Origin of the sequence: Hymenobacter glacieicola, from assembly GCF_014640315.1 — a bacterium.
Taxonomy (GTDB): Bacteria; Bacteroidota; Bacteroidia; order Cytophagales; family Hymenobacteraceae; genus Hymenobacter; species Hymenobacter glacieicola.
This window is the reverse complement of record NZ_BMGS01000005.1, coordinates 442,005-461,316: the sequence shown is the minus strand read 5'-3', so window position 1 is coordinate 461,316 and position 19,312 is coordinate 442,005. Positions and strand designations below refer to the sequence as shown.

Genomic DNA, 19,312 nt, shown 5'->3' with positions numbered 1-19,312 from the left:
AGGATCAAACTCTCCATTGTAAGATTTCTCTACGCTCACCCGAAGGTGAGCTGATGTCAAGTGCTAATCCGACTCGTACTCTTGACGAGCTGTGGTGCTCTGTCTTCTTGTACACTTAGTTAAGGCGACTCACGGTGTGTCTCTTCCCGAAGGAAGCGAAGCAGGCGAGTCGCCTACCTATTTGTTGTCTTTTCCAATCATTCAAAGAACGTGTGTTACACCCCTACTGGGCCTAACCGTGTGCCTCCCGAAAGAGGCGAAGTGTGGTCCTTACTAGCACTTTCCGATCGAAGCGGGTTGCAAAGGTAACACTCTTTTTTCAATTCGCAACCCGCTGAGAAAACTTTTTTTCAAGCGAGCCGCTTTCTTTTGTTGCTGATCAGCTTCCGATTGAAGCGGGCCGCAAAGGTAGGAACTGGTGTTGCACTTTCCAAGTTCCAGGGCAGAAAACTTTTTTTCGTGTTTTCCTCTCCCTTGTTCTCCTTAGCCCGTTTCTCGGCTAGAAGCGGGCTGCAAAGGTACTACCTGGTAGTTGTCTTTTGCAAGGAAGCAACGAAAGTTTTTCGTCTCTTCCTGTCCGCTTCCGGCTGAATCGGGGTGCAAAGGTAGCACTCCGTGTGGCACCTGTGCAAGCCCCGTGCAAAACTTTTTTTGTGAGTCTCTCCGCACTAGAGCAAGTGGCAACCGAGTACCCAGCGTGAGTCGCACCGCGTGCTCTGCTTGGCCCCACCGCGTTTCGGTTTGGGAGTGCAAAAGTGCAGCATAGAAGTGGAATCTCCAAACCTAGCCTCACCTTTTTCCGTTGAAGCTTGTCCTGCTATTTCATCTCAGGCTGCTTCGAATCAGATTATCAATTACTTGGCAACCGTGCTCTTTCATTACTTTTTAACAGTAAAGCTTATTTAACCTGTTCCTGAAGAAAAGCATCCTGTAAAGAAGGGTGTACTGGCCGTGTACGGGTAGCCTCATATTGGCTGATCACTTGGCCAAGTGCTTTTAGAAAGGGTAGACCGATGGACTCATATTCGTACGCGCCATCATTAATTATCCCATCCTGGTTAACATACAGAACAGCACTGAGCATAAATTCGGTCTGGTGGGTGGCGTCAGCAAAGTAAGCAACGTCAGCTAGGTAGCCATGTGACATCCCAACTACATTATAAATATGTAAGTCTGGGCGGACCGTAGCCTTTTTATCGCGACCATAGTAGAGGTACTTCTTATACGCGTCGAAATAGCTTGCTCCTTTGTAAGTGGTATAGCCAGAGCTGTGAGGCGTGTGGTGGAGGTAGTAGCGCAGAAAGGCATAATCGGCAGCAGTAAGCTGGAAGCGTTGGTGGGCCGCTACTGCGTTGGGGAACAAGATGGTTCTAAGCATATCCGTAACGTTTTGCAACGGCAGATAATTGGCAGTAGTAAAATCGAATGGCTGCGGGATGATGCGGCCTCCGGCCTGATAGGCACGCCCCTTCGTAACACGGCCCAGTGGATGCATCAAGGAAATCCGGTTAACTGCGGCAGGCTGCTGGTAGCACACTTGGTTTGTAGATGGACTTCGGAACTGGATAGGGTTCGTGTACCGGTTGGCTGTGGTATCACAGGGGGCAAAGCGGCGGACAATACGGGCATCAGGATATCCTAACTGGCGGAGACGAGCGTTAAGCGGGCCTTGTCCCAGAAACTCATATAGCCGATTGTAGGCTTGATTGTCACTTACCAGTAGCATCCGCTTGATGTAGTTGCCGACGGTATTGACGCGGTCAGAATCAGGAGACACTATATAAGGAGCGGCCGTCTGGCAGCGGAAGCTCACGCCGGTAGCCATGGGGGAGCGACGAGACAAGCCGGGTTGCTGCAGTTGCCGTAGCTTTTCGAGGGCGAGGACGGCGGTGGGCAGTTTTACTAGACTGGCCGGATTGAAATATTGCCGGGCATCAAGGCGAAAGGTATGCTGCACGAAATGCGGCCGCTGCTGGGCGTCGCGGTTGATCTGCGTGTAGATGATTTGCAATTCGTGGGTGGCCGCGCGCTGCACCACCGGCAACAGGCGCGAGTCGGAATGCAGCAAGCTATCCAGCAGTTGGCTATCAGGAACGCGCGGTTTACTTGGCTCTGGCCGTGGTGCATGTGGACTACGAACCCAGAGAGAGCTCAGCAGGGTAGCTATTACAGAAATGAAAACCAGATGCATCATATCATAAGGTAGCCAAAGGCCCCTACCCTACCTCGGCTACTAGCTATTCTGTTTGCTTTAATGCAACAGGCGAGCCATATTACGCAGATACGCCTCACCTGTTATAGCATCAACAACTTGCTACTGGACGGCCCGGTGGGCCAGCAAAAGGTTGGAATCGTTTTGGCGCCAGTTGTAGCCCGTACCGAATGGTAGGGGGCGCGGGCGGTTGGTCGAATCGGCGTAAGCGGCCGTCAGTTCGGGCTGGTAGTGCTTGGCGAAGAGGTTGATGGGACGCTTGTAGGCTCCGTAGAAGGTGAACTGCCAATCCGCAGCGGGACGGAAGTACTTCATGGCAATGCCCGAATCGTCCTGCAGCACGTAGTTACTGCGCGTTAAAATCAGGTTGCGGACTTTGCTGAAGTAGGGCTTATGCATCAGATAGGTAGCCGACTTAACGTAGGTGGTTAGCGGCCCCAGCGTCTGCACGTACTTGAGAGCAGCTTCTTTGGTAACCCCCAGCTTCCAGTCGCTGAGGTCAGCGGAGAGATACACTACCTTTTTCTGCTGGCCCTGAGCGGTGCGCAACTGCACTTCTACGCCGGGCACTACTTTCAGGCCGGGCCGACGGATGGTAGCGGTATCGGCCTCTACCACCTCGCCCTCCGGGGTAAGTTGGATGTAGCGCACGGCTTCTACCTGATGGTTGGTGCGCGTGGCGAACAGCATTAGTAATGGCAAGGCTCCATCCAGCTCCACTGACTTCAGGTCAACAGCCATATCATTCGTACGGAAGAAACTGAAGTTAAGCACCGACCAGAGCGAGGCTTTCAGGGCCGTAAACAGCTTGGGATTTTCCAGGGTGGCCGGCCGCGGCACCGTCCCGACGGGCTCCAGCCCCATCAGCACGTAGGTCTGGCTGCCGGGAAACATCGTCGTGACGTTTAGGAAATCAGGGCCGCTAAAAGGGTAAAATATAGTGGGGCTGGTAGCCCGTACTGAGTCCAGCTCCGTTTGGGCCCAGGCCTCAATTTTGGCGGTGCGGGTGGTGTGGTAATTGGTCCAGCTCTTGGCGGCGTCGGCGGCGTAGGTCTGCCAGGCGGGCTGAGCCGTGAGGGGCAGTAAGCTACCGGAGCGGCTAGTGGGTAGGCCCGCAAGGTAAGCGGCTACGTCGTGGGTAGCGGAAGTATCGGGGGCGGCGGGCTTGGGCGTGGCCGCGGGTCTGGTTGCAACCGTATCGGTGGGGGTAGCCGCAGGCTGCTCGGTGGTGGCCGGTTTTTTATCGGAGCAGGATGCCAAGAAGGCCAGCATAACCGGCATGACAAGCCGGACGACGGAAAAACGCATAGGTGTTGGAGTTGGAAAGGCCCGAAAGGTAGAAAATGTAGGCCGGAGCTTTCTACCGCTTAGAGCTTCTCTCCGCACCGCCAGCAGTACTCCGCTTCGGGCCGGTGTTCCGTGGCCTGGCACACGTGGCAGATAACCTGTTTGAAAGCGGGTGGCGCGGAGGCTGGAACGGTGGGCGTAGCCATCTGGGCCGAAACAATGCCAGTAGGGACGGCAATAATGGCGTAGCCCAGTATCATGAGCACGGAAGCCAGACTTTGCCCCAGCACCGTAACCGGCGAAATGTCGCCGTAGCCGACGGTTGTCAGCGTGACGATGGCCCAGTAAATGCTTTTCGGAATGCTGGTAAAGCCATTTTGGCCTCCTTCTACCACGTACATGAGGGTGCCTATGACGACAACCAGCGTCAGGACGGCCGTCAGGAACACCAGAATCTTATAGCGGCTGGCTTTGAGGGCGCGCACGATAAACTCACCCTCGCCTACAAAGCGGCCCAGCTTGAAAATGCGGAATACGCGCAGCAGCCGCAACGTGCGAATGGTGAGCAGGTATTGGCTTCCCGGCAGCACCAAACTGATTAAAGTGGGCGCAATGGACAGAAAATCAATGATGCCCAGCAGGCTCAGGGCGTAAGTAAGGGGACGCCGTACTACCACCAAGCGGGCAATGTACTCGATTAAAAACAGCACGGTGAAGCCCCACTCCACCGCCCGGAGGTAGGGCCCATACGCGGCATTGATGCTGCGCACGCTCTCAAGCATCACTACCACTACACTGAGCAGAATAGCCCACAGCAGCGCAATATCGAAGGCTCGCCCCGCAGGCGTATCCGATTCGAAGATGATGCTGTAGGCTTTTTGCTTCCAGCTGACGGCGGCTTGGGGCGGGCGTGTTTCCATACCGTGCGAAAACTCAGGCTACGGTTGAGGGGTAGTCTGGGGTTGAGTTGAGAAGCGCTTTCCCAGGAAGTATAGCCCCAGCCCCAGGGCCAAGGTGGCTACTCCGTACATTGTTTCCTGAGGATTGCGTTGGGCAATGAAGCGCAGCGTCCAGCCGTTGAGCAGCAGAAACAGCAGCGGTGTGAAGGGGTAACCCCAGGCCCGGTACGGGCGGGGCAACGCCGGTTGGCGCCAGCGCAGAATGAACAGGCCCAGCACCGTCAGGAACGTAAACAGGCTCAAAACAAAGCCGGCGTATAGCAATACCTGCTCAAAAGTGGCCGTCAAAATGAAAAGGACAGTTAGGGCGGTTTGAAACAGGGTAGCGCGCACCGGAATGCCGGCCGAACTTAGCCGAGCCAGCGGCCGGAGAGCCGGCAGGTCCTCCCCCATCACCTGCACGATGCGCGGGCCAGCGAATATCATGGAGCTAACCGTAGATACTAGCAAAATAGCAATGGCCCCGCCCATTAGCCGGCCCGCGGTGTTTCCGAACAAGTGGCTGGCCACCACGAAACCAACTTCTAACTGGCCGCTGATTTTGGCTAGGGGCGTTGAGTAGAGGAACACAAAATTCAGCCCTACATATAAAAGGAGTACGAGGCTGGTGCCGAGCAGCAGAATGCGGGGCAGGTTCCGCTGGGGCTGCGCAACTTCACCCGTGAGGTAAACAGCCGCGTTCCAGCCTGAATAGGCGTAGGATACATACACCAACGATACGGCAAAGGCCGGACTCAAAAGCTGCTGCCAGTCGGCGGCCCCACGAGGTACAAAGTGCAGGGGCTGGGGCTGGGCTACCACCAAACCAACTCCGATAAATCCCACCAATACCAGCACCTTAATGGTCGTGATGATTACCTGCAAGCGGCTGCCGGCCCGGCGGCTGGCTACGTGCACTGCCGCCAGCCCAAGCACTACCGCTACCGACAAGGCGGCAGGAGAAACCGTCGGCCACACGCTTTGGGCGTAGCGGCCCAGAGCCATAGCCGCCAAGGCGGTAGGCGCGGCAAACCCCACCGTGGCCGAAACCCAGCCCGAGAGAAACCCGAGTGCCGGATGGTAAATGCGCGAGAGGTAGTGGTATTCGCCGCCGGAGCGGGGCATGGCGGCAGCCAGTTCGCCGTAGCTCAGGGCCCCGCACAAGGCAATAATGCCGCCTACCGCCCACAGCATCAGCAAGGCAAAGCCACTCTTGATATCCAGCACCTGAAACCCGAGGCTGGTAAATACGCCGGTGCCCACCATGCTGGCCACTACAATGGCAATACCCGTTAGAACGCTGATTTTGTACGGATCAGAAGCAATAGGTGCAGACATGAGAGCGGGGTTAAGAAGCCAAAGATGCACAATGTGCCTCCTGCATTCGTCGGCAACCTGGGTTTTACCCTCTTTCTCAACTGCCGCCGCCTTCTGCTGTACTACCCTTGCCGGGGATTCGGAACGCGTCAACACGCGCAACTTCTACCGCCGCACGAGCAGTCACCACTTCCGTTGAGACGTCGCTTGTTCTTACCTCTATATCACTGGGCCGAATAGGTGGAGATATACATGAAAACAGCTCACGTGCCTGGCACGTGAGCTGTTTCGGGAAAGGGTAAGTGGCCGAGCAGACTGCTCAGCTGGAATTGAAACTATACTTTCGGGCGCTTGTACAGCGGTACGGTACTGCATGGCTCCCCGTACATCACGCTGCTAACCACAGGGAGCAGCTTCTGCATGATGGCCACGTAGGCGTAGGTCGGGACGGGTTTTTCGCCGCAGCCTTTCACTACCACCTTCGCGTCGTGGTACTGCTCCACGTCGATGGCGGCAATGGCCTCGTGGAATAGCTCCTGCTCCAAGGCTTCGAGGTTGCCAAACACGTAGCGGTGGGCGTGCTTCTGCAGCTTAGTGGCGAGCAGCATGTAGGCCCAAGTAGGCACAATGGCGTCGGCCGAGCAGATAATGGCTACGTTTTTTCCGTCGTACTGGCTCCAGTCGTGGGTTTTGATGAACTCGCGGAAATCCTTTTCCCGCAGCATCAGTCCATGAAACAGGTTTTCCTTGATGTCATATACTACCCGCTCCCCCGGATGGATGAACTCCTCGAGGTTAAGGGTAGTAAGGGCGCTTTGCGCCACGCGGTTAATAAATTCTTCCATGCTCAGCGCCGCCGCAGCAGCGAATTAGTAAGGTGTCTTTTCCTCTTGGGGTATCAGAGTAGCGAAACCCCTACAGACCGGGTTTGTTCTTGGGAGTTGTGGTGTAGACTTCCTTGAGGTAAAACGGCTCGTAGTACGCCACGCTCTGAAATTCCTGCCGCTGATAAGCCGCCACCCCCAGGGCTCCGACTGCTATGGCCGAGGGCTCAACGCCCGGTAGGAAACTAGCCTGCGCATTGTCGACCACCAGCGGTTGAAACTTGGTGGCTCCGCTACCAAAGCATAACAACGAGTGGTGGGCTAAATGTTCGGCCAGCGTAGTTTCCTCCAGCACCAGAGGGGTAGGCGCCAGCACCTGCGTGCCATCGTGGCGGTAGAGGGCCGTGTACACCTCCATCCGGCGGGCATCCAACATGGGGCAGTACAGGTATTGCTCGGGCCGGGCAGTACCACTTGCGACCTGGTGCGCCAGACTTTGCAGGGTACTTACGGCCAGCAGCGGAATATCCAGGGCATAACACAGGCCTTTGGCCGCCGCCGCCCCAATGCGCAGCCCGGTATAGGAGCCCGGCCCGTCGGAAACGGCCACCGCTGCTACGTCCTGCAGGGTATGCAAGGTATTTTCCAGCAGCTGGTTCACCAACACGCTTAGGTGCGAGGAGTGCGACTTTTCCAGTCGGAGTTCCGATTGCCCGACCAGTTTTCCGTCCGCCACGCGGTGCAAGGCCACGGAGCAAACCGGCGAGGATGTTTCAAGGGAGAGCAGCAGGGTAGGCATGAGGCAAAGGTAAGGCGGCTCCCGGGAAGCGTATCACAGTACTTTTTCATCAGTGCCAATCTGCCTCACCGCACGCTCTTCCCACTGTTTCTCTTCCCACAGCTTATTTAAGCGGGGCTGTATAAACCAAACGCCTATTGGCCAGAAAAAGCAGAGCAAAAATCCTTTGACAGCTTGGGCAGCATCAGGGCGGCGACCGGTTTGGCTGGCATAAAGCAGAGAGCCGGGAAACCAATGAATGTGTAAGTAGGCGAAGACCACATACAAGAAGACGAACCCACCGACTCCATCGGCATGCCAATTTGTTCCTGAAATATGAAAGTGAGGATCTTCGGTAGCCGTACTGTAGCCATATGCGCTAAGCATTAGGAAGGCATCAACCAGAAACCAGTTCATATTATAGCCATCCTGCTCGGGACGAAGCCGCATCAGTTCATTTGACTGTAATATCAGCCACGTGATTAAGCAAAAGGCACACAAAAACCCCAGTATGCCACTTAGAAAGCCGTCTTCAGTGTACCAAGACAAAAAATGAGGAACAAGTAAGAACATAAATACCTGCCAATGCTTAGCACGTAGCACCACGTCATTCATTTACTTAAGTATAAATAGAAAAAGCAGCCTCAAGATGAGGCTGCTTTTTCTATTTTCAATTGCATAGAGTGTCTTACTTGCCGCCGGCCGTACTGCGTTTGGCCTCAGGACGGGTTTTAGCTTCTACGGTGCCAGGCTTGAGAAGAGCGGAGTACCGCGTCTGGTCGTTGAGCACGTTCATTGCCATCAGGATGTTGGGGTCGTCGTCGAAGCTGGCTTCCACGCTGCCCTTTTGAAAGTAGTAGCGCGACACAATTTCCTGCTCCAGCAGTTCCCGGATTTCCGGCTTGAAGCGCATCAGGTCGTTGGCCTTGTTAGTTGTCACCTTTTTGCGCATGCCTTCCAGCTCGGTTTTCACGTCCTCGTAGTGCTTTTCCTCCTTCACTTTTTTAGTGAGGTCGGCCAGGGCTTTTTCCGCGTCGGTGCTGTAGCTAATATCCTTGCCCTTGAGGTAGTCCGTGAACTTCTGGTAGTCGGCGTCGGTGAGCTTGAACTGGCGCGCGGCGGCAATGGTCGGGTGCTCGGCGCGGTAGCGGGTGGCGTAGTCAAAGAGGTAGCTTTTCTGGAGCAACACGCGGGTGATGTCCGCAATTTCACGGTCCTGCACTTCCACGTCGGGTGCTACCCCGCCGCCGTCGTACACGGTACGGCCGGCTACGGTTTTGAAGGCCGTGCGCAAGGAGTCGGGCACTTTACCCAAAGTGCCATCATCAGCGCGGTGGCTATAGTCGATTTCCTGAATGCACCGGCCGCTGGGAATGTAATATTTAGCGGTGGTTACTTTCAGTTGCGAGTTGTAGCTCAGGGGCCGGGTGGCCTGCACCAGGCCCTTGCCAAAAGTCCGCTCCCCGACCAGCACGGCCCGGTCGTAATCCTGCAACACACCCGAAACAATTTCTGAAGCCGAAGCCGAGCGGTTGCTGGTAATAACCACAATTGGAATCTGGGTGTCCAGGGGCGCATCCAGGGCTTTGTAGGTCTTGTTCCAGTCAGAAACTTTGCCCTTGGTACTCACGATATCCTTACCCTTGTCCACGAACAGGTTGGAGATATTAACGGCCTCGTTGAGCAAGCCGCCGGGGTTGTCCCGGATGTCGAAGACGAGCTTTTTGGCTCCTTGCTCCTTGAGCTTAGCCACGGCCAGCCGTACCTCCTTGCCCGCGTCCACGGTGAAACCCGACAGCTGGAAGTAGCCGATTTCGGGCGTCAGCATGCCGTAGTACGGCACATTGTCCACCTGAATTTTGTCGCGCGTGATGTTGACTTCCACGGGCGCCTCCTGGCCGTAGCGCGTCACCATCAGCTTTACCTGGGAGTTGGCCTGCCCCTTGAGCAGCTTGCTGATGTCGGAGTTGGACTTTTTCTCCACCGTCACGCCGTTGATGCTCAAAATCTCGTCACCAGGCAGCAAACCGGCCTTCTGGGCGGGGTAGCCCTCATACGCCGCCTGCACCACCGTCCGGCCGTTGCGCTTCACGACTACGGCCCCAATTCCGCCGTACTGGCCGGTGGTCATGGTACGGAAGTCCTCAATATCGTCCTCGGGAATGTAGTTGGTGTAGGGGTCCAGGGATTTGAGCATGGCATCAATCCCGGTTTTCACCAGCTTGGCCGGCGGCACCTCGTCTACATAGTACGTGTTGACCTCTTTAAAGAGGGTGGCGAAGATGTCGAGGTTTTTGGCGATTTCGAAATACCGCTCATTATCGGAAGCCGAGCGGAAAGATACGAGTAGGGCAGCCCCACCGAGCAAGGCTACGGCTGCCAAGGATTTTTTACGCATAAACGGGGCTGAAATCAACTAAACGACCCTACAGTGTGCCTCGCTCCCGGTTTCCTGTTCCAAGAAGAACAACCGGATGACGAGTCATTTGTACCTAAGAACCGGCGACTCGCGGGGGAGTTGCACCGGCTTCGGTGAGCAAACGCTCTAGCCCTGAAATTAATTTTTTTTCAACCAGCGTGAAAGGCTTTTTTTCCTTACCCGTGTAGATAATGGCCAGCCGGTCGAGGCGGTGGCCGCCGGCGGCCTCTAGCAGCCGGTATTTGTTGAGCCGATAGGCCTCGCGCAGCAGGCGCTTGAGGTAGTTACGGTCAACGGCGCGCTTAAAGCTGCGCTTGCTCACGCTCACCAGCACCTGCGGGGGCGCCAACGTAGGCGTTTCGGTGGGCAGCCAAATCAGCCGCAAGGGGTATAAACCAAAAGAAGAACCCCGGCCGAAAAGCTCTTCAATGAGCTTCTTGCGGCACAGATGTTCTTCTTTCGGAAACGAATAGGAGCGCACGCCCGGCGTTGAATCCATGGACTCAGGCTCAGAGAGCGGCGACTGCACAGAAGCCGGCAGCGGCTTAGCGCTTATGACGACCTTCGTCGGATACAGTCAGGCGCTTGCGGCCTTTGGCACGACGACGAGCGATTACGCTGCGGCCGTTAGCGGACTCCATGCGCGAGCGGAATCCGTGCTTGTTGCGGCGCTTGCGCTGCGAGGGCTGAAAAGTACGTTTCATGGTATTGTTAAGTGACTCAGTAACAGGTAAGGCCGGCAAAGGTAAGGGGTTAGATTGGAAAAGACAATGCTTTACCGTGCTTTTTCCTTTCTGACTATGTGGATTTTACCGGAAACGCCGTCATAGAATGCTGGTTGTTTTCCGCCCGCAGCCGTATGAAAACCACGGGTATCCGCCCCGCAAATTCGTAGCTTTACGTTCAGGTTTACCGGCCCTTGCTGCCGTCCGCGCTTCCATGATTCACTACCACGTCTCGTTCGAGAACCCGCTTACCTTCTACGTTCAGATTCAGATGACCTTTGAAGTAGCCAATGACGCTACTTCCGAGTTAGAACTACAGCTGCCGGCGTGGCGGCCCGGACGGTATGAACTGCAGAACTTTGCCCAGAAGCTTCAGCACGTAGTAATCGAGGATGCCGCCTCCGGCGAGGCCCTGACTTCCCGCAAAATCACCAAGGACCGGTGGCAGGTAGCCGGAGCTGCCGGCCGCACCGTGCGGGTACGCTACAACTTTTACGCCCACCAGATGGACGCCGGCGGTTCCTGGCTTGATGAAAGCCAGCTGTATCTGAATCCCGTCCAGGGCTTTATGTACGTGGAAGGCCGCCAGCAGGAAACCTGCCAGCTGCTGCTGGAGTTGCCCGAGGGCTGGCAGATTGCTTGCGGCCTGCCCCAAAGTGGCCCCAACACCTTGCAGGCCCAGAGCTTCGACCATTTAGCCGACTCGCCGCTCATTGCCAGCCCTACCCTGCAGTACCGCAACTACGAGGTAAACGGCCTACCCTTTTACATCTGGATTCAGGGCGACTGCCCGGTGGACTGGACGCGCGTGGTGGAAGATTTCCGGGCTTTTAGCGCCGAGCAGTTGGCGTTGTTCGGCTCGTTTCCGGCCCAGGACTACCACTTCCTAAACCAGATTCTGCCCTACAAGCACTACCATGGGGTAGAACACCTGAATTCCACGGTTATTACCCTAGGGCCGGCCGAGCTGCTGATGTCCGAGGGACTCTACAAGGAGTTTCTGGGGGTAAGCTGCCACGAGCTGTTTCACGCCTGGAACATCAAGAGCATCCGACCGGCCGAGATGCAGCCTTACGATTACGCCCGAGAAAACTACTTCCGCACCTGCTTTATAGCAGAAGGCATTACGACCTACTACGGCGAGTACTTGCTGGCCCGCGCCGGCGTCCGCACCCCTGAGCAATATCTCCAGGAGCTGAACACGGTGCTGCGCAAGCACTACGACGATTACGGCCGCTACCACCTTTCTGTAGCCGATGCCAGCATGGACCTGTGGCTCGACGGCTATAAGCCCGGCATACCTGACCGCAAAGTATCGGTGTACCACAAGGGGGCGCTGGTGGCCTTGCTGCTCGATTTAACTTTGCGCCAGCTTTCCGGCCACAAACGCAGCCTCGATGACGTGATGCGGCGGCTGTGGGAAGAGTTCGGCAAAACCGGCGTGGGCTACACCGAGGAAGACTACCTACGCATCGTGAAGGAAGTTGCCGGGCGCGACATGCAGGCGTACTTCGACAAGTTCATTTACGGCACGGCCCCGCTGGAGGAGCCTCTGAACCGGGTGCTGGGCTTTGTGGGTTGCCGCCTTCGCCTCGACGAGAACGTGTCGGTTTCGGAAGGCACCTACGGCTTCCGGACGGTAGTAAAGAACGAGCGCACTGAAGTAACTGACATCCTGCCAGACTCACCTGCGGCCCTGAGCCTGACCGTAGACGACGAAATTATCGCCGTTAACGGCCGGCGGGTGGATATGAATCTGCAAAATCTGCTTAGTGACGGTGCCGACCACCACGAAATCACCGTATTCCGGCAAAACCGCCTGCTTACTGTGCCCCTGGTAGCCGACTCGGCCCACCGGTACTGGCAGAAGGTAACGGTAGAGAAGCTGGCCGCCCCTACCCCTGAGCAGCAGGCTAGCTTTAAGCAGTGGCTGAAACAGGATTATTAGGGTGGCTCCATCTCGAAATATTCCCCCGGCAAAATCAGATTTTCACTTGCTCCCCTACGCAGCTCCTGCGTTTTTTACCCCAGAATATTTCGCATAATCAGTGATTTGCGGAACTCCCTGCATGCGTTTTCCTTTTCGCTCTTTGTCCACCAGAAGTCGCGCATTTCGAATCAAGCCTACCCCTATCATGTTTCGGTTTCGTACCGTGGCGGCCGTGTTGCCGCTAGCCATGGCTTTGCCGGCTTGTTCACTGCGGATGCAACCGGCTGAGAAGCCGCGCCCGGGCATTGCAGTGCCTCCACTGCCCGCGCCCAAGCCCCCGCGCATCTACCGCTTAGAGCATCTGGATACGTTGGTGCAGGTGCCGGGCCGGGTACTGCGCATCTATCCGGCGGCGCGGCCCGTGTACGAACGCCTGCCGAGCCCGCACTGGGTACTGCCGCAAGCGGCTTCGGCTGCGGAAGAGGAATCTTTTCTGGACTTTGCCGCCGAGGAGAAGCGCCGACTGCTGAAAGCCGGGCCGCGAGTATTCCGCAAAGGTCGGGTGTTATTCTTGCGGCCTACCGCCAGCCGGGAAGTTCGCTTGGTAAGCAACCCCGTGGAAGATGAGCACAATATCACTTACGAATACCTGGCTACCCTTCCCGAAATAAAGCAATGGCTGGTATCGGTGCACCTTTACGAAGGTGGCTACTACATGCTCATCGATCAGCGCACGGGGCACCGTACCCAACTGATGGCCCCTCCCGTTATTGCGCCGGATGGGCAGCATTTTGTGTGCGGCAATTCCGATGTCCTTGCCCGCTTCGAGCCTAGTGGCCTGCAACTCTGGTCTATGAACGATGGTGTGCCCCACTTGCTCTGGGAGCGGCAAACAGAATGGGGCTGTACTCAACCTCGCTGGCTTGATAATAAAACTATCCTCTTTGAGCAGGACTTCTTCGACAAAGGTGACGTAGACACACGCGTGGTGCGGCTCAAGGTTATTCCTTAGCCCGTACTACCGATTGATTATACGCTAACAGGCCTCTCTGAAATGAATCAGAGAGGCCTGTTAAGTTGTAGAGTACTATTTACTTCTGCTTTTGTTGGCTAGGGTTCGGGTTGTGGCGGGGCTTGTTGGCCTGCGTAGTCCGCTCCTGCTCACTGTCGCCGCCGCCGGGGGCATTACTTCTGGTGTGGTTGCCTGCCTCGTTGAGACCATTCTGGTTATCGTTCTGTACCTGCGTACCGCTACCACGCGTGTCGGGGTCGACGGAAGGAGCATGCTGCAGGGCGTCGGGGCCCATAGCCGAGTCGCTTTTCTGATTCGAAACCGGGGAATCTTTTTTATGCTTAGACATGGCAGTAGAGGCTTAAGGATGAGAAATGTATTCTCTTTTACCCTGTTGCTTTCTACAAGGTTGCCAAAAGCAAACGGCCCCGTGCCGCTCTGGCTAAACCAGTAGCGCACAGGGCCGCTCAGAAAAGGCTGCTTTTAAGCAGTTTGTACAGCCGAAGTAGGAATTACCGCTACTAAGTCAGCAAACTGCTGCTCGCGGGCTTCAATTTCCTCGGTGGTCAGATTCAGCAGGCGCTCCGTACCGAATTTTTCCACGCAGAACGACGCCATGGCCGAGCCGTGAATCACGGCACGCTTCATATTGTCGAAGCTGATGTCGTCGGTAGCGGCCAAGTGGCCGATGAAGCCTCCCGCGAAGGTGTCGCCGGCGCCGGTTGGGTCGAACACTTCTTCCAGCGGCAAGGCCGGCGCGTAGAACACCTTGTTTTTGTGGAACAGCAACGCGCCGTGCTCACCCTTCTTGATGATGAGGTACTTTGGCCCCATGGCCATGATGATTTTGGCCGCTTTCACCAGGGAATGCACGCCAGACAGCTGCCGCGCTTCCTCGTCGTTGATGCTGAGCACGTCCACCATTTCGATGGTGGTTTTCAGCTCGTCCATGGCCACATCCATCCAGAAATTCATCGTGTCCATCACAATGAGTTTGGGCCGGTTCACGAGGCGCTGAATGACGAGGCGCTGAATCTGGGGCGTGAGGTTGCCCAGCATCAGGTACTTGCAGTCCTGGTAAGAATCCGGAATAACGGGGTCGAAATCAGCCAGCACGTTTAGTTCCGTCACCAGGGTCTCGCGCGAGTTCAGGTCGTTGGAATACTTACCCGACCAGAAAAACGACTTCTCTCCTTGCTTGATCTGCAGGCCTTCGGTATCTACGCCGTGCTCCTGGAGCAGGAGAATATCCGACTGCGGAAAATCGTCGCCAACTACGGCTACTACCTTCACGGGCTTCACGGAGTAGGAGGCCGATAGGCCAATGTACGTGGCAGCGCCACCTACAATTTTGTCGGTTTTGCCGAAGGGCGTTTCCAGGGCGTCGAAGGCCACCGTGCCGATAACAACCAGACTCATAAATCAGAGGGGGAAAAGTGGTTCATGTACTATTATTACTGCTCTGCAACGCTGCGTAAGCCGAAATCCTTCCGCAACTCGGCAAAAACAACCCGAAGTGAGCCGACTGGACAAATAAAAAAGGTCTCTACCGTAGCGGAGAGACCTTTTTTTGACGGTGGGTAAATAATGGGGCTCGAACCCACGACCTTCGGAATCACAATCCGACGCTCTAACCAGCTGAGCTATATCTACCGTGTTGGGTATTGTGACACAAAAGTAGGGGCTAGCGGGTTATTTGCAAACGATTGGGCGAGTTTTTTTCTCTCTGACCTAGAAGTGACGGGCCAGCAGCCTCCCCGGTGTGGCTTGCCTAAACCACCACCCCACGGGTACCCGGCGGCGGGCCAGCCTACTTGCTGATGCTTCCGGGCCTACCCTATTTCTGGGGCCTGACCGCCGCGCCACGTTCCCACCGCCCGGATTCCCCGTACCTTTGCGGTTCGTAATACGCTTTTGCCATGTCTGATACGCCGCAGCCCGTTTCCTTTGCCGACTTTAAGCTCAACAAGCAGCTCCTGACCGCCGTGGCGGAAGCAGGCTTTGAGCACCCCACCCCCGTGCAGGAGCAGACGATTCCGTTGCTGCTGGCCGGCCACGATGTGCTGGGCATTGCCCAAACGGGTACGGGTAAAACCGCCGCCTTCGGCCTACCCTTGCTGATGAAGGTGAAGTATGCCCAGGGCATTCATCCGCGGGCATTGGTGCTGGCCCCCACCCGGGAGCTGGCTATGCAGCTGGAGGCCCACCTGCAGAAGCTGGCCACGTACACCGACCTGCGCATTTTTGCTATTTACGGAGGTTTGGGGCCAAAAACGCAAATCGAAACCATTGCCCAGGGCGTGGATATTCTGATTGCTACCCCCGGCCGCCTGATGGAAATCTATCTGCGCGGCGACCTAGTGCTAAAGGAGCTGAAAACCCTGGTGCTGGACGAAGCCGACAAGATGATGGACATGGGCTTCATGCCTCAGATTCGGCGCATTTTGGAGATTATTCCGCGCAAACGGCAGAACGTGCTGTTCTCGGCTACCATGCCCGAGAAGGTGACGACTCTGAGCGAAGAATTCCTGGAGTTTCCGGTGCGGGTGGAGGTAACGCCTGCGGCCACGTCGGCCCAGAACGTAACCCAGAGCTTGTACGAGGTACCCAACCTGCTCACCAAAATCAACCTGCTGGAGTACCTGTTCCTGGACTGGGACACCTTTAACCGGGTCATGATTTTTACCCGCACCAAGGAGCACGCCGAGAACGTAGCCAGCTTCCTGCAGCGCAAGGCGCACGGGGAAGTACGTGCCATTCACGGCAACAAGGGCCAGAATGTGCGCATCAACGCCATGGAGGCTTTCAAGGCCGGAGATATTCGGTTTCTGGTAGCTACTGATGTGGCCGCCCGCGGCATTGATGTGCCGCAGGTAAGCCACGTAATCAATTTCGACGTGCCGCTGGTGTACGACGACTACGTGCACCGCATTGGCCGCACCGGCCGCGCCCAGCACACGGGCGCCGCCATTACCTTCGCCAACGAGGCGGAAATGCACCACATGCATAAAATCGAGGAGCTGATTCGGCAGCAGATTCCGGTGTTGCCCATTCCGCCCGAAGTAGTTATTGCCAAAACCTCCTTCGAGGAGCAGCAAGGCATGGACCGGGAAAAAGATGAGCGCCGCAAGCGGGAGGACCCCAACTTCAAAGGAGCCTTCCATGAGCGCAAGGAGTGGATCAAGCCCGGCGTCACGATTGATAAGCGCACGGGCCGCGAGTTTGTAGCCGGCCCAAACCGCAGCCAAAAGGGTAAGAAAGCCAACCCTTCTAAAGGCAAAGCCTCGTCCCACTCCTCCAAAGCCTTCCGCGCCGCCCAGGGTCGTGCGCGCAGCCGCCGCAGTAAGTAATTCGGTGATTTAGTGAGTGGTAGCATAATAAGCGAAGCGCGGCCATCCGTCCTTTACGAAGTGCTACCCCTTGAAAAGCACCAAGCCCTTAACGTTGCCATACGTTAAGGGCTTGGCGCTTTATTGGGTATCTAGTAAAGACTGCTGTGACGACGAGCGGCGCGGAGCCATGCTACCAGTTGCTGAATCACTACCTCCCCAACTCGCCGCTACCGGTAGTGGTCGAAGATGGGGAGGTGGCTGAATTTGACGGCCAGTAGGGTGAACGTAATGCCCCACAAGGCGGCACTCCAGAGCATGTGCACCAGAATACGCCAGCGGGGTACGTGCAGTTGGGTGGCAATAACGGTTCCCCCCACGGGACTAAATAGAATGGGCGTTAGAAAGGCAATGCCTACCATGCCGAAGCGCCGGTAAATGCGCACAATGGTGCGGGTGCGACGGTTGAACAGGGGTTTGCCCTTTTCCTCGCGTCGGCGGCGTTGGTGCAAGGCCCAGGCCCGCCCCAAGCCGGAAATAAGCACTACCGTCGTCATCATGCCGGCCACCGACAGTCCCCAGATCAGCCCGGGTTGCAAGCCGGCGGCTACCCCGGCAATGGGCGCCGCCACGAACTTGAACATGCCAATGGCAAAAACGGAAGCGTATTTGAGCAGAACAGGCAGCACAGTGGTACTTGGAAAAAGCGGAAGGCAACGTGCGTAAACGTACCCATGAAGATAACGGATTTACCCCAGCCGATTTCGCTACCTGCGGTTAGGCTTTTGTTAGTAAACCCGGCTCGGCCTCGCCGTCGGTGGGCCTGTTCTTACAGCTTGCTACCGTACGACAAGTCGCCGGCATCACCGAGGCCCGGGATAATGTAGGCTTGGTCGTTGAGGCCCTGGTCGATGGCGGCTACCCACAGCGTGGCCTCGGGCACTTCGCGGGTGACGTACTCCACGCCCTGGGGGCTGGCAATCACGGCGGCAATGTGTACTTGCCGGGGCGTACCGAAGCGCAACATGGCCCGGTACGTCTGCACTAGGGATTTGCCGGAAGCCAGCATGGGGTCAACCAGAATCAGCACCCGCTCATCCAGGCTGGGGGCCGAGAGGTAGTCGACCTGCACTTGCACTTGGGCCGTGCCTTCAATGCGGTAGGCGGCGGCAAAGGCCGAGGGCGACTGATCGAAGTAATTCAGAAAGCCCTGGTGAAACGGCAGGCCAGCCCGCAGCACGGTAGCCAGCACCGGAAAATCGTGGAGCAGCTTGCCGCTGGACTCGCCGAGCGGCGTGCGCACGGTTTGGTCAGTATAGCTGAGCTGGGAGCTGATTTTATAGGCAATGATTTCGCCGAGGCGCTGCAGGTTGCGGCGGAAGCGCAGCGAATCCTGCTGCACGGTCACGTCGCGCAGCTCCGCCAGGAAGTGGTTGGCAATGGAGGGCTCGGCGCACACCACGTGCACGCGGCTACGGTCGGCGGCGGGGGTAGCAGCGGCAGCCGCGGCAGAATCAGTCGGAGTGGGGGTCAGCGCATCCATTTCAGATACCAGGGGCGTTGGGTGAACGATAGGGCCGCATAGGACACGGGCTCGGCCCCGAAATTGGCGAAAAAACGAGCAATTGACGGTATCATTCCGCCTTCAAAATCCAAAACCAGCTCCGGCGTGTTGGCGTGGTGCTGAATAACCGCATCCAGTAATAGCAGCGGGGCCCCGGCTTTTTTGCCGGCCCCGGAGGCCGCGGCAAATAAATAAACCAGCCGAGTGCGGTAGCGCACAAACAAAGCCCCGGCCAGCAGCTCGCCGGTTTGGGGTTCCCGGACTTCCCGGATATCCAGGAGTTGCCGCTGACCAAGGGCTGTTACCAAACGGCGCATACGGATGTAATGGCGGGTTTTGAGGCCTGCTTCCGGCCCCTTGGTTTGCTGAAACAGCCGAAGCAAAGGCTCCGCGTTTGTCGTTTCTGTGACCTGAAGCGGAAAGCCGGCGGCTTGGTTGAGGCGCAGGCGGCGGCGGTAGTCGGCGGCATAAGCGGCCCGCACGGCTTCATAGCTGCCGTCCAGCCGCAAATGATAGGTATGCCGGTGCTGACACGTTACCGGCAGCGACGCGTCAGAGGGCAGCGCATTGGCATCGTTGAGCTGGGTATAGAACCGGGAGTAGCGCGCCAACAGGACGCCAAGATTCGCTAGTTCATCAGCATCCAGCGGCGGCGTTGCCTCGGTTTGGGTAAGCCAGCCCAGCTGCTGGGTAAAGGGAGGCTGGTAGACTTCGCGGCCCCAGGGGCGCCGTTTCACGGGCAGGGGCCACACACTCAGGTAGCGTCCACTGCCTTCTTCCAGCTCCACCAGCGCATCCCAGCGGCCGGCCGTGGCCTGCAGCCACCACGAGCAGGCGTAGGGTACTACCTGCCGGGCCGCCCCAACGCAGGCATCCCAGGCGGCGAGGTCGATTTCGTGGTGGCGGAGCAAGCGCGTGGGCATGAAGCAAAGGTACTGCGGCGCAACTTCCGGCGTTACTGGACTGCTTATCCGAAC

Annotated in this window: 18 protein-coding genes and 1 tRNA gene; 3 read left to right on the top strand and 16 right to left on the bottom strand. The window is 56.9% G+C overall.

Translation table 11 applies throughout. From position 1 onward, the window contains the following. Positions 1-898: 898 nt before the first annotated feature. The 10 genes from IEW18_RS12005 to rpmH form a co-directional block, all read right to left on the bottom strand. A complete protein-coding gene (locus IEW18_RS12005; protein WP_188558088.1) occupies positions 899-2,194 on the bottom strand; it encodes a serine hydrolase in 1,296 nt (431 codons plus the stop codon). 120 nt (positions 2,195-2,314) lie between these two features. After that, positions 2,315-3,520, bottom strand: coding sequence for a hypothetical protein (locus tag IEW18_RS12000; protein ID WP_188558087.1), 1,206 nt, complete (start codon positions 3,518-3,520; stop codon positions 2,315-2,317). A gap of 59 nt (positions 3,521-3,579) precedes the next feature. Next, entirely contained in the window at positions 3,580-4,419 is an 840-nt protein-coding gene (locus IEW18_RS11995) for an ion transporter (protein WP_188558086.1), read from the bottom strand. 18 nt (positions 4,420-4,437) lie between these two features. Then, entirely contained in the window at positions 4,438-5,775 is a 1,338-nt protein-coding gene (locus tag IEW18_RS11990) for an APC family permease (protein ID WP_188558085.1), read from the bottom strand. A 314-nt stretch (positions 5,776-6,089) separates the two neighbouring features. Further along, the gene (locus IEW18_RS11985) at positions 6,090-6,599 is read right to left on the bottom strand and encodes a DUF2480 family protein (RefSeq protein WP_188558084.1); all 510 of its coding nucleotides are present in this window, start codon (positions 6,597-6,599) and stop codon (positions 6,090-6,092) included. Between the two features lie 70 nt (positions 6,600-6,669). After that, positions 6,670-7,377: a tRNA (adenosine(37)-N6)-threonylcarbamoyltransferase complex dimerization subunit type 1 TsaB gene (tsaB, locus tag IEW18_RS11980; protein WP_188558083.1), complete on the bottom strand. Its 708-nt coding sequence runs from the start codon at positions 7,375-7,377 to the stop codon at positions 6,670-6,672. Positions 7,378-7,410: 33 nt separating this feature from the next. Beyond that, positions 7,411-7,971, bottom strand: a complete 561-nt coding sequence (locus IEW18_RS11975; RefSeq protein ID WP_188558082.1) for a hypothetical protein — start codon at positions 7,969-7,971, stop codon at positions 7,411-7,413. 73 nt (positions 7,972-8,044) lie between these two features. Then, positions 8,045-9,754: a S41 family peptidase gene (locus IEW18_RS11970; protein WP_188558081.1), complete on the bottom strand. Its 1,710-nt coding sequence runs from the start codon at positions 9,752-9,754 to the stop codon at positions 8,045-8,047. A gap of 94 nt (positions 9,755-9,848) precedes the next feature. Beyond that, positions 9,849-10,274: a ribonuclease P protein component gene (locus tag IEW18_RS11965; RefSeq protein WP_188558080.1), complete on the bottom strand. Its 426-nt coding sequence runs from the start codon at positions 10,272-10,274 to the stop codon at positions 9,849-9,851. Positions 10,275-10,320: 46 nt separating this feature from the next. Then, the gene (rpmH, locus tag IEW18_RS11960) at positions 10,321-10,479 is read right to left on the bottom strand and encodes a 50S ribosomal protein L34 (protein WP_088845492.1); all 159 of its coding nucleotides are present in this window, start codon (positions 10,477-10,479) and stop codon (positions 10,321-10,323) included. A 235-nt stretch (positions 10,480-10,714) separates the two neighbouring features. Here rpmH and IEW18_RS11955 point away from each other — a divergent pair, with 235 nt between their 5' ends. Both IEW18_RS11955 and IEW18_RS11950 read left to right on the top strand, forming a co-directional pair. Beyond that, complete coding sequence (locus IEW18_RS11955; protein WP_188558079.1) at positions 10,715-12,448, top strand: M61 family metallopeptidase; 1,734 nt, start codon at positions 10,715-10,717, stop codon at positions 12,446-12,448. 187 nt (positions 12,449-12,635) lie between these two features. After that, complete coding sequence (locus tag IEW18_RS11950; RefSeq protein ID WP_188558078.1) at positions 12,636-13,442, top strand: hypothetical protein; 807 nt, start codon at positions 12,636-12,638, stop codon at positions 13,440-13,442. Positions 13,443-13,521: 79 nt separating this feature from the next. Here IEW18_RS11950 and IEW18_RS11945 read toward each other — a convergent pair whose 3' ends face one another. From IEW18_RS11945 to IEW18_RS11935, 3 genes are all read right to left on the bottom strand, one after another. Continuing rightward, positions 13,522-13,791 (bottom strand): hypothetical protein, encoded by a 270-nt coding sequence (locus tag IEW18_RS11945; RefSeq protein WP_188558077.1) that lies wholly within the window; start codon positions 13,789-13,791, stop codon positions 13,522-13,524. Positions 13,792-13,925: 134 nt separating this feature from the next. Then, complete coding sequence (locus IEW18_RS11940; RefSeq protein WP_188558076.1) at positions 13,926-14,861, bottom strand: PfkB family carbohydrate kinase; 936 nt, start codon at positions 14,859-14,861, stop codon at positions 13,926-13,928. 160 nt (positions 14,862-15,021) lie between these two features. Next, positions 15,022-15,095 (bottom strand) — tRNA-His (locus tag IEW18_RS11935). Between the two features lie 266 nt (positions 15,096-15,361). Between IEW18_RS11935 and IEW18_RS11930 the strand changes: the two genes are divergently transcribed. Beyond that, positions 15,362-16,792 (top strand): DEAD/DEAH box helicase, encoded by a 1,431-nt coding sequence (locus IEW18_RS11930; RefSeq protein WP_188558075.1) that lies wholly within the window; start codon positions 15,362-15,364, stop codon positions 16,790-16,792. A gap of 209 nt (positions 16,793-17,001) precedes the next feature. On the opposite strand, the gene IEW18_RS11925 is transcribed toward IEW18_RS11930, so the two are convergent. The 3 genes from IEW18_RS11925 to IEW18_RS11915 form a co-directional block, all read right to left on the bottom strand. Beyond that, complete coding sequence (locus IEW18_RS11925; protein WP_188558074.1) at positions 17,002-17,460, bottom strand: hypothetical protein; 459 nt, start codon at positions 17,458-17,460, stop codon at positions 17,002-17,004. 140 nt (positions 17,461-17,600) lie between these two features. After that, positions 17,601-18,314 (bottom strand): uracil phosphoribosyltransferase, encoded by a 714-nt coding sequence (gene upp / locus IEW18_RS11920; protein WP_188558073.1) that lies wholly within the window; start codon positions 18,312-18,314, stop codon positions 17,601-17,603. Further along, positions 18,302-19,258, bottom strand: coding sequence for a GNAT family N-acetyltransferase (locus IEW18_RS11915; RefSeq protein ID WP_188558072.1), 957 nt, complete (start codon positions 19,256-19,258; stop codon positions 18,302-18,304). Before IEW18_RS11915 ends, upp begins: the two co-directional genes overlap by 13 nt. Between the last annotated feature and the right edge of the window lie 54 nt (positions 19,259-19,312).

Excerpts from the sequence above, each read along its gene's own strand:
- IEW18_RS11970 (WP_188558081.1), bottom strand. The coding sequence starts at position 9,754 with ATGCGTAAAAAATCCTTGGCAGCCGTAGCCTTGCTCGGTGGGGCTGCC.
- IEW18_RS11955 (WP_188558079.1), top strand. The coding sequence starts at position 10,715 with ATGATTCACTACCACGTCTCGTTCGAGAACCCGCTTACCTTCTACGTT.
- IEW18_RS11975 (WP_188558082.1), bottom strand. The coding sequence starts at position 7,971 with ATGAATGACGTGGTGCTACGTGCTAAGCATTGGCAGGTATTTATGTTC.
- IEW18_RS11945 (WP_188558077.1), bottom strand. The coding sequence starts at position 13,791 with ATGTCTAAGCATAAAAAAGATTCCCCGGTTTCGAATCAGAAAAGCGAC.
- IEW18_RS11950 (WP_188558078.1), top strand. The coding sequence starts at position 12,636 with ATGTTTCGGTTTCGTACCGTGGCGGCCGTGTTGCCGCTAGCCATGGCT.
- IEW18_RS11965 (WP_188558080.1), bottom strand. The coding sequence starts at position 10,274 with ATGGATTCAACGCCGGGCGTGCGCTCCTATTCGTTTCCGAAAGAAGAA.
- tsaB (WP_188558083.1), bottom strand. The coding sequence starts at position 7,377 with ATGCCTACCCTGCTGCTCTCCCTTGAAACATCCTCGCCGGTTTGCTCC.
- IEW18_RS12000 (WP_188558087.1), bottom strand. The coding sequence starts at position 3,520 with ATGCGTTTTTCCGTCGTCCGGCTTGTCATGCCGGTTATGCTGGCCTTC.
- IEW18_RS11995 (WP_188558086.1), bottom strand. The coding sequence starts at position 4,419 with ATGGAAACACGCCCGCCCCAAGCCGCCGTCAGCTGGAAGCAAAAAGCC.
- rpmH (WP_088845492.1), bottom strand. The coding sequence starts at position 10,479 with ATGAAACGTACTTTTCAGCCCTCGCAGCGCAAGCGCCGCAACAAGCAC.
- upp (WP_188558073.1), bottom strand. The coding sequence starts at position 18,314 with ATGGATGCGCTGACCCCCACTCCGACTGATTCTGCCGCGGCTGCCGCT.
- IEW18_RS11985 (WP_188558084.1), bottom strand. The coding sequence starts at position 6,599 with ATGGAAGAATTTATTAACCGCGTGGCGCAAAGCGCCCTTACTACCCTT.
- IEW18_RS11915 (WP_188558072.1), bottom strand. The coding sequence starts at position 19,258 with ATGCCCACGCGCTTGCTCCGCCACCACGAAATCGACCTCGCCGCCTGG.
- IEW18_RS11930 (WP_188558075.1), top strand. The coding sequence starts at position 15,362 with ATGTCTGATACGCCGCAGCCCGTTTCCTTTGCCGACTTTAAGCTCAAC.
- IEW18_RS11990 (WP_188558085.1), bottom strand. The coding sequence starts at position 5,775 with ATGTCTGCACCTATTGCTTCTGATCCGTACAAAATCAGCGTTCTAACG.
- IEW18_RS12005 (WP_188558088.1), bottom strand. The coding sequence starts at position 2,194 with ATGATGCATCTGGTTTTCATTTCTGTAATAGCTACCCTGCTGAGCTCT.
- IEW18_RS11940 (WP_188558076.1), bottom strand. The coding sequence starts at position 14,861 with ATGAGTCTGGTTGTTATCGGCACGGTGGCCTTCGACGCCCTGGAAACG.